The 8,292-nt window shown below is 66.2% G+C and carries 10 protein-coding genes; 7 read left to right on the top strand and 3 right to left on the bottom strand.

Annotated features, from left to right (window positions below; genetic code table 11):
- Positions 1-170: 170 nt before the first annotated feature.
- Genes napE through J5M67_RS19680 form a run of 6 tightly spaced genes read left to right on the top strand, consistent with a single transcriptional unit; the run spans position 171 to position 4,741 of the window.
- A complete protein-coding gene (gene napE / locus J5M67_RS19655) occupies positions 171-338 on the top strand; it encodes a periplasmic nitrate reductase, NapE protein (RefSeq protein WP_207886997.1) in 168 nt (55 codons plus the stop codon).
- A gap of 10 nt (positions 339-348) precedes the next feature.
- Positions 349-825 carry a ferredoxin-type protein NapF gene (gene napF / locus J5M67_RS19660; RefSeq protein ID WP_207886998.1) on the top strand — a complete coding sequence of 159 codons (477 nt, stop codon included), beginning with the start codon at positions 349-351 and terminating at the stop codon, positions 823-825.
- Between the two features lie 7 nt (positions 826-832).
- Positions 833-1,135, top strand: a complete 303-nt coding sequence (locus J5M67_RS19665) for a chaperone NapD (protein WP_207887010.1) — start codon at positions 833-835, stop codon at positions 1,133-1,135.
- The gene (gene napA, locus J5M67_RS19670) at positions 1,132-3,636 is read left to right on the top strand and encodes a nitrate reductase catalytic subunit NapA (RefSeq protein WP_207886999.1); all 2,505 of its coding nucleotides are present in this window, start codon (positions 1,132-1,134) and stop codon (positions 3,634-3,636) included. Before J5M67_RS19665 ends, napA begins: the two co-directional genes overlap by 4 nt.
- 10 nt (positions 3,637-3,646) lie before the next feature.
- Positions 3,647-4,132, top strand: coding sequence for a nitrate reductase cytochrome c-type subunit (locus J5M67_RS19675; protein ID WP_207887000.1), 486 nt, complete (start codon positions 3,647-3,649; stop codon positions 4,130-4,132).
- Between the two features lie 9 nt (positions 4,133-4,141).
- Positions 4,142-4,741, top strand: coding sequence for a cytochrome c3 family protein (locus J5M67_RS19680; RefSeq protein ID WP_207887001.1), 600 nt, complete (start codon positions 4,142-4,144; stop codon positions 4,739-4,741).
- 438 nt (positions 4,742-5,179) lie between these two features.
- Here J5M67_RS19680 and J5M67_RS19685 read toward each other — a convergent pair whose 3' ends face one another.
- Positions 5,180-6,367, bottom strand: coding sequence for a lytic murein transglycosylase (locus J5M67_RS19685; protein WP_207887011.1), 1,188 nt, complete (start codon positions 6,365-6,367; stop codon positions 5,180-5,182).
- Between the two features lie 17 nt (positions 6,368-6,384).
- A complete protein-coding gene (locus tag J5M67_RS19690; protein ID WP_207887002.1) occupies positions 6,385-7,059 on the bottom strand; it encodes a polysaccharide lyase family 7 protein in 675 nt (224 codons plus the stop codon).
- A gap of 169 nt (positions 7,060-7,228) precedes the next feature.
- Here J5M67_RS19690 and J5M67_RS19695 point away from each other — a divergent pair, with 169 nt between their 5' ends.
- A complete protein-coding gene (locus J5M67_RS19695) occupies positions 7,229-8,020 on the top strand; it encodes a dienelactone hydrolase family protein (protein WP_207887003.1) in 792 nt (263 codons plus the stop codon).
- A gap of 64 nt (positions 8,021-8,084) precedes the next feature.
- Here J5M67_RS19695 and J5M67_RS19700 read toward each other — a convergent pair.
- A partial coding sequence (locus J5M67_RS19700; protein WP_207887004.1) for a hypothetical protein occupies positions 8,085-8,292 on the bottom strand: 208 nt, incomplete at its 5' end.

An 8,292-nucleotide genomic window follows, 5' to 3' on the forward strand; every position in this document is an offset into this window, starting at 1 on the left:
GTTGACGGGGAGCAGGTTATGGGCGGGCCACTGAACGCAACCTGTCCGGCTGCTGAACCGCTGCTGAACGAAAATCGCTATAGGAAAAAAGAATAGCGACTGTACGACTTTGCCCACACATAAAGCAGGGTCTAGTCTGACTCCCAATTGTTGGCGGGAGGCTGACCCTCATGACCGATAAGACCGGAGCCGATGCGAAGAAAGGCAAGGAAACCCGGCTGTTCCTGTTCCTCGTGATCTGCCTGTTCCCCTTGCTGTCGGTGGCCATCGTCGGAGGCTACGGCTTCATCGTGTGGATGTTCCAGCTGGTGGCGGGGCCGCCCGGCCCACCGTCGTAGGAGCACCGTCGTGCTCGCCCGCCGTGCCCTGCTGCGGCGCCTGGGTGGTGCGCCGGATGTACGTCGCCCGCCATGGACCGCCAGCGATTTCCTTGACGGCTGCACCCGCTGCAACGCCTGCGTCGACGCCTGTCCGGAGCAGGTGCTGCACGTAGGCGACGGCGGTTATCCGCAGCTGGACTTCAGCCACGCCGGCTGCAGCCTGTGCGGCGATTGCGTGCGTGCCTGCGAAGCCGATGTATTCGATCTGAACCGCGAAGCCCTGCCCTGGCGCGCCCGGATCGACGAGCACTGCCTGGCCCAGGCCGGCATCCACTGCCGCAGCTGCGACGACGCCTGCGAACCGCGCGCCATCCGCTTCCAGCCGCAACTCGGCGGCCCGTCCCTGCCCCTCCTCGACCCCGAACGCTGCACAGGCTGCGGCGCCTGCCTGGCGCCCTGCCCCGGCAATGCCATTCACCTGAACCGTGAGGCCATCCATGCCTGAGAACACGATGCCCGAGAGCATCCAGATCGCCAGCCTGATCGTGCACACGCGCCCCGAACTGCTGGACGCGGTGAAGTCCAATCTGCTGCGCCTGCCGCACCTGGAAGTCCACCAGCAAAGCCCCCAAGGCAAGCTGGTGGTGGTGCTCGAAGCCGAGCATGAACAGAGCATCCTCGACAACCTAAATGCCATCCAGAACCTGCCCGGCGTGCTCAACGCGGTGCTGATCTACCACGAGATCGTCGAGTCGCCCGAACACCCGCAGATCGAATCCGAACCCGTTCCCGCCCAGGCCGGAGGTGCCCGATGAACCTGACCCGCCGCCAGTTCGCCAAGGCCAACGCCGCCGCCATCGCCGCGGCCGCCGCCGGCCTGCCGATCCTGAGCTCCGCCAGCAACCTGGTCACCGAGGCGGACATGACCCGTCTGGACTGGAACAAGGCGCCCTGCCGCTTCTGCGGCACCGGCTGCAGCGTGATGGTCGCCACCCGCGACGGCAAGGTGGTCGCCACCCACGGCGACATCAAGGCCGAGGTCAACCGCGGGATCAACTGCGTGAAGGGCTACTTCCTGTCGAAGATCATGTACGGCAGCGACCGCCTGACCCGCCCGCTGCTGCGCATGAAGGACGGCAAGTTCGACAAGCAGGGCGAGTTCCAGCCGATCAGCTGGGATGCCGCCTTCGACATCATGGCCGAGAAGTTCAAGGCCGCGATCAAGGCCAAGGGCCCGGGCTCGGTGGGCATGTTCGGCTCCGGGCAGTGGACGGTGTGGGAAGGCTACGCCGCCAACAAGCTGTTCAAGGCCGGCCTGCGCAGCAACAACATCGACCCCAACGCCCGGCACTGCATGGCCTCGGCGGTGATGGGCTTCATGCGCAGCTTCGGCATGGACGAGCCGATGGGCTGCTACGACGACATCGAAGCCACCGACACCTTCGTGCTCTGGGGCTCGAACATGGCCGAGATGCACCCGGTGCTCTGGTCGCGGGTCACCGACCGCCGGCTGAGCGCGCCGCAGGTGAAGGTCGCGGTGCTGTCCACCTTCGAGCACCGCAGCTTCGAGCTGGCCGACATTCCCATGGTGTTCAAGCCCCAGACCGACCTCTACATCCTCAACTACATCGCCAACCACATCATCGAAAGCGGCGCGGTGAACCGCGACTTCGTCGACAAGCACACCCGCTTCGCCCACGGCGCCGAGGACATCGGCTACGGCCTGCGGCCCACCGACCCGCTGGAGCAGAAGGCGAAGAACGCGGACAAGGCCAACACCTGGAGCGACATCGGCTTCGACGAGTTCGCCGCCTTCGTCAAACCCTACACCCTGGAGCGCACCGCCAAGGAAACCGGCGTGCCGGCCGAGCGCCTCAAGGCCCTGGCCGAGATGTATGCCGACCCCAAACGCAAGGTGATGTCCTTCTGGACCATGGGCTTCAACCAGCACACCCGCGGGGTCTGGGCGAACAACCTGATCTACAACATCCACCTGCTCACCGGGAAGATCAGCGAGCCGGGCAACAGCCCCTTCTCCCTCACCGGCCAGCCCTCGGCCTGCGGCACCGCGCGCGAGGTGGGCACCTTCGCCCACCGCCTGCCGGCCGACCTGGTGGTGACCAACCCGAAACACCGCGAGACGGCCGAGAAGATCTGGAAGCTGCCCGCCGGCACCATCCAGGAAAAGATCGGCTTCCACGCCGTGCAGCAGAGCCGGATGCTCAAGGACGGCGTGCTCAACGTGTACTGGACCCAGGTCAGCAACAACATGCACGCCGGGCCGAACATCATGCAGGAGATCCTGCCGGGCTGGCGCAACCCGGAAAACTTCGTGATCGTCTCCGACGTCTACCCCACCGTCTCGGCCCAGGCCGCCGACCTCATCCTGCCCAGCGCCATGTGGGTGGAAAAGGAAGGCGCCTACGGCAACGCCGAGCGCCGCACGCAGTTCTGGCACCAGTTGGTGAAGGCGCCGGGCGAGGCGAAATCCGACCTCTGGCAACTGGTGGAATTCTCCAAGCGCTTCACCACCGACGAGGTATGGCCTGCCAATCTGCTGGCCAAGGCGCCGGAGCTCAAGGGCAAGACGCTCTATGAGGTGCTCTTCAGGAACGGCCTGGTGGACGCCTTTGGCAGCGAGCAGATCGCCAAGGGCTTCGAGAACGACGAGGCCAAGGCCTTCGGCTTCTACATCCAGAAGGGCCTGTTCGAGGAATACGCCAGCTTCGGCCGTGGCCACGGCCACGACCTCGCGCCCTTCGACGCCTACCACGAAGCACGCGGCCTGCGCTGGCCGGTGGTGGACGGCAAGGAAACCCGCTGGCGCTACCGCGAGGGCTACGACCCCTACGTGGCCAAGGGCAGCGGCCTGCAGTTCTACGGCTACCCGGACAAGAAGGCGATCATCTTCGCCCTGCCCTACGAGCCGCCGGCGGAAGCGCCAGACAAGGAATACCCGTTCTGGCTCGCCACCGGCCGCGTGCTCGAACACTGGCACACCGGCTCCATGACCCAGCGCGTGCCGGAGCTGTACAAGGCCGTGCCCGACGCCGTGGTGTACATGCACCCCGACGACGCCCGCGACCTGAAGATGCGCCGCGGCAGCGAGGTGAAGGTGATCAGCCGGCGCGGCGAAATCCGCGCGCGCATCGAAACGCGCGGGCGCAACAAGCCACCGCAGGGGCTGGTGTTCGTACCCTTCTTCGATGCCAACAAGCTGATCAACAAGGTCACGCTGGATGCCACCGACCCGATCTCCAAGCAGACCGACTACAAGAAATGCGCGGTGCGCATCGAACTGGTCAGCCTGGCCTGAGGAACGCGCGATGAAATCGATACTGCCTGCTCTTTTCCTGCTGCTACTCGGCCTGCCCGCACTGGCCGCCGAGGTGAACTACCCGCTGGACGCTCCCGCGCCCGATGGCCGCCGCCCCGGCGGCACCATCAGCCAGGACCGCCCCGCGCCGCCGCTGGCCAATGAGGAGAACAAGGACATCCGCCGCGAGCGCAACTACCCCGAACAACCGCCGACCATCCCGCACACCATCACCGGCTACCGCATCGACACCAACAGCAACAAGTGCCTGTCCTGCCACAGCCGCTCCAACAGTGCGCGCACCCAGGCGCCGATGATCAGCATCACCCACTACATGGACCGCGACGGCCAGCCGCTGGCCGCCGTCGCGCCACGGCGCTACTTCTGCGTGCAGTGCCACGTCCCGCAGACGGACGCCAAGCCGCTGGTGGGCAACACCTTCGAAGACATCGACACCATCCTCCAGCGCGACGCCGCTGCGAACGGCAAACCCTGAGGAGGCGCCATGAAAGCATTGTTCGCCTGGCTCACGGGGTACTGGACAGTCCTGCGCCGGCCCAGCGTGCACTACAGCCTGGGCTTCCTGACGCTGGCCGGGTTCATCGCCGGGATCATCTTCTGGGGCGGCTTCAACACCGCGCTGGAGGCGACCAACACCGAAGCCTTCTGCACCTCATGCCACGAGATGCGCGACAACGTCTTCGTCGAACTCAAGGACACCATCCACTACAGCAACCGCTCCGGCGTGCGCGCCACCTGTCCGGACTGCCACGTGCCGCACAAGTGGACCGACAAGATCGCGCGCAAGATGCAGGCCTCCAAGGAGGTCTGGGGCAAGATCTTCGGCACCATCAACACGCGGGAGAAATTCCTCGACCACCGCCGCGAGCTGGCGGAGCACGAATGGGCGCGGCTCAAGGCCAACGACTCGCTGGAGTGCCGCAACTGCCACAACTTCGAGTCCATGGACTTCACCCGCCAGAGCCAGCGCGCCCGGCAGATGCACTCCACGGCACTGGCTTCCGGCGGGGCCACCTGCATCGACTGTCACAAGGGCATCGCCCACCACCTGCCGGACATGAGTGGAGTGAAGGGGTGGGAGTGAGGTTGTCGGGAGGCTCAAAGTCGCTCTCGTAGGAGCCTACCGGGTTAATCCTTGCCTGCGCCTCCCCCTCACCCCAGCCCTCTCCCTCAGGGAGAGGGGGCAGATCGTACCGGCTGACACCATGGTTTCATCCTGCACCGAACGGTCCCCTCTCCCTTTGGGAGAGGGTTAGGGTGAGGGGCTTTTGATCTCGTAAGAGCGGACTCCGTCCGCGATGGGCTCCTGAGCGGAGTTGATCGCGGACAGAGTCCGCTCCTACGAAAGCATCACCGTAGGGCGTATAGCGCTCCGCGTTATACACCGATTGGCCTTGGTCGTGCCGCCGTGCGGGGTCGACCAGGAAGAATCGGCCAGGCCAAACCCCAGCGCTGGCGATGACATCGGAGAGTCGGCGTACAACCGCGAACGGTTGTACGCCCTACGCAACGGACTCGCCCGTTACCCGCCCTGCAACGCCTTGAGAATCTTCTGCCCCGCCCGCCCATCCGCCGGGGTGATGCCGCGCTTGCGCTGCTCTTCCTGGATCGCCCGGCGCGTCACGTCGCCGATCATGCCGTCGGCCTTGCCGATGTCGTAGCCACGCTGCTGCAGCAGCTCCTGCAGCTCCTTGCGCTGCACCCGGCTCAGCCCCGGATCGTCGGTCGGCCACGGCGTGCGCAGGCCCGGCTCGCCGCGCAGGCGGTCGGACAGCAGGGAAATCGCCAGCGCATAGCTCTCCGCCGCGTTGTAGGAGTAGATCGCATCGTAGTTGCGCAGCACCAGGAAGGCCGGCCCGTTCGCCCCGGCCGGCAACAGGATGGCGGCCTTCGAATCCAGGTTCGGAATCGGCGTGCCATCGATGCGCTGCACGCCGCGCGCGGTCCAGTCGGAAATCGCCCGGCGCTTGGTGCGCCCGGCCAGCGAGGCATCGAAGCCGGCCGGCAACTTCACCTCGTAGCCCCAGGGCTGGCCCTCGCGCCAGCCCGCCTTGCGCAAGTAGTTGGCGGTGGACGCCAGCGCATCGGCGGTGCTGCCCACCAGGTCGCGGTGGCCGTCGCCGTCGAAATCCTCGGCGATGCGCGCGTAGGTCGACGGCATGAACTGCGTCTGGCCGAAGGCGCCGGCCCAGGAGCCGGTGATGCCGCTGTCGCGGATGTCGCCCGCCTGCAGCAGCTTGAGGGTGGCGATGAACTCGCCCTGGAAGAACGCCTGCCGGCGCCCGTAGCACGACAGGGTGGACAACGACACCAGCAGCGGACGCTTACCGGTGATCCGCCCGTAATCGCTCTCCACGCCCCACACCGCGACCACGGCGGCCGGGTCGACCTGATAGCGCGCGGCAACCTTGCGCAGCAGCTCGGCGTGCTCCGTCATCATCGCCTTGCCGTCGGCCACGCGCTGCTCGTCCACAAGGCCGGACAGGTAATCCCAGATCGGCGTGGTGAACTCCGGCTGCGCGTCGAGCAGCGGCAACACGCTCATGTCCGCCTGCAGGCCCTGGGTGAAGCGCGCGTAGCTGGCCACGCTGACGCCACCGGCCTGAGCCTTGCCCTGCAGGCGATCCAGGCAGGCACCGAAGTCGTCGCCCGGCGCGGCCTGCGCCAGCGCCGCCGACAGCAGCAGGGAAAGGGCCAGGGAATTGCGCAACGCCATGGAAAACATCCTCATTGGTGGTAAACGGTCAGGTTGCTGAAGGTGGCCCGGCCACCCTCGCTCGCCGGTCCGCGATTGTCCTGCAGATAGAGCCCGGCCTTGAAGTACAGCCCCTGGAAGGCCCACTGCGGGTCCAGTTGCTGGGTCACGAGGCCGTCCTTGACCTGGATGCTCAGCAGGCCGCTGCGCGAGATACCCAACCGGTAGCTGAACGCCTCGCCGAGCGCGAGCCCTTCGTACACGGTGTAGGTGCGCGTGGAGATGTCGTCGGGGTGCTCGCGCACCAGCGCCTGCACGCGCCCCAGGTTCAGGCGCTGCTGATAGACCAGCTTCACCAGCGGAAGTGCTTCGGCGCTGCCGCTGCCGTTGCTGTGGATCTGCCCGATCACCATGCGCCGGCTGGACGGCACCGCGTCGACCCGCAGGGTGGCCACCAGCAGGTTATTGTCGGCCTTCGAGTAGCGCCAGAACGACAGCGCGCCGTTGCGTGCAGTTTCCCGCAGTTCGGTCCGCGGGTACTCGCTGCCGCTGGTGTGCGCGCCATTGACCGGCACCCAGAATTCCACGCCGTTGACGCTGCGCTGGAAGTAGGGGCTCTGGTAATCGCGATTGAGCACAGCGGTGGAAACGGTCGCGGCCGGGCCGCGCTGGGGGGTGGTCAGGTTCCAGGTACTGAGGTCCAGCATCGGCCAATCGCTTTCCGGGGTCGGGGAATGGCGCCAAGGGTAGTCGAGGCTGTCTTACATTTCACCCATAGCCGCGTGCTTGAGGGGCTGGCCCGGCCTCGGCGGGCACATGTCGCAGAAGCGGCTATCTTCTCAGGGTCGCCTTTGGCCACCGCCTCGGAGAGTCCTCATGCGCCTGTTCACCGCCCTGCTGCTGTTCGCATTCGCCGCCAGCGCCGGCGCCGCGATCAAGACCCAGGAAATCCCCTACCAGTCTGCCGATGGCACCAAGATGATCGGCTACTTCGCCTACGACGACGCCAAGTCCGGCATCCGCCCCGGCGTGTTGGTGGTGCACGAATGGTGGGGGCTCAACGACTACGCCAAACGCCGTGCCCGCGACCTCGCCGCGCTGGGCTACAGCGCGCTGGCCATCGACATGTACGGTGGCGGCAAGCACACCGAGCACCCCAACGACGCCAAGGCCTTCATGGCCGAGGCGACGAAGAACGCCGACGCCGCCAAGGCGCGCTTCCAGGCCGGCCTCGACCTGCTGAAGCAGCAGCCGCAGACCGACCCGAGCAAGATCGCCGCCATCGGCTACTGCTTCGGCGGCGGCGTGGTGCTGAACATGGCCCGCGCCGGCCTGCCGCTGGCCGGCGTGGCGAGCTTCCATGGCGTGCTGGCCACCGACACCCCGGCACAGCCGGGTGCGGTCAAGGCGAAGATCCTGGTCGAGCATGGCGGCGCCGACACCCTGGTGACGGCCGAGAGCGTGACTGCCTTCAAGAGCGAAATGGACAACGCCAAGGCCGACTACAAGCTCGTCGTGCAGCCCGGCGCCAAGCACAGCTTCACCAACCCTGACGCCGACATGCACAAGGGCCACGGACTCGACGTCGGCTACGACAAGACCGCCGACCAGAAGTCCTGGGCGGACCTGCAGGCGTTCTTCAAGCGCATCTTCGACGAGAAGTCCTGATGCACTCTCTGCCTACAAAAAAACGCGGCACAAAAAAAACGGGAGCCCCTTGGGGCTCCCGCACTCAATCAAGTGTAAAGGTCGGAACCCGCCTTGGCGGCGCCCCAACAACAACCTCACCTGCGTCCCCATTGGGAAACGCGGTCGGAAGTGTGACAAAGCTTGTCGGACGAATCCGTACGCCTTTGGTGAAGGTTTGCAAAGGAATGTAATCGCCGCGTGACTGGTGGGCCACGTTCCGGCGCGGCAGAATGCTCCCATGACCACCCTCC

Origin of the sequence: Pseudomonas sp. 30_B (assembly GCF_017491605.1) — a bacterium.
Classification (GTDB): Bacteria; Pseudomonadota; Gammaproteobacteria; order Pseudomonadales; family Pseudomonadaceae; genus Pseudomonas.

Excerpts from the sequence above, each read along its gene's own strand:
- J5M67_RS19690 (WP_207887002.1), bottom strand. The coding sequence starts at position 7,059 with ATGCTGGACCTCAGTACCTGGAACCTGACCACCCCCCAGCGCGGCCCG.
- napA (WP_207886999.1), top strand. The coding sequence starts at position 1,132 with ATGAACCTGACCCGCCGCCAGTTCGCCAAGGCCAACGCCGCCGCCATC.
- J5M67_RS19695 (WP_207887003.1), top strand. The coding sequence starts at position 7,229 with ATGCGCCTGTTCACCGCCCTGCTGCTGTTCGCATTCGCCGCCAGCGCC.
- J5M67_RS19675 (WP_207887000.1), top strand. The coding sequence starts at position 3,647 with ATGAAATCGATACTGCCTGCTCTTTTCCTGCTGCTACTCGGCCTGCCC.
- J5M67_RS19665 (WP_207887010.1), top strand. The coding sequence starts at position 833 with ATGCCCGAGAGCATCCAGATCGCCAGCCTGATCGTGCACACGCGCCCC.
- J5M67_RS19680 (WP_207887001.1), top strand. The coding sequence starts at position 4,142 with ATGAAAGCATTGTTCGCCTGGCTCACGGGGTACTGGACAGTCCTGCGC.
- napE (WP_207886997.1), top strand. The coding sequence starts at position 171 with ATGACCGATAAGACCGGAGCCGATGCGAAGAAAGGCAAGGAAACCCGG.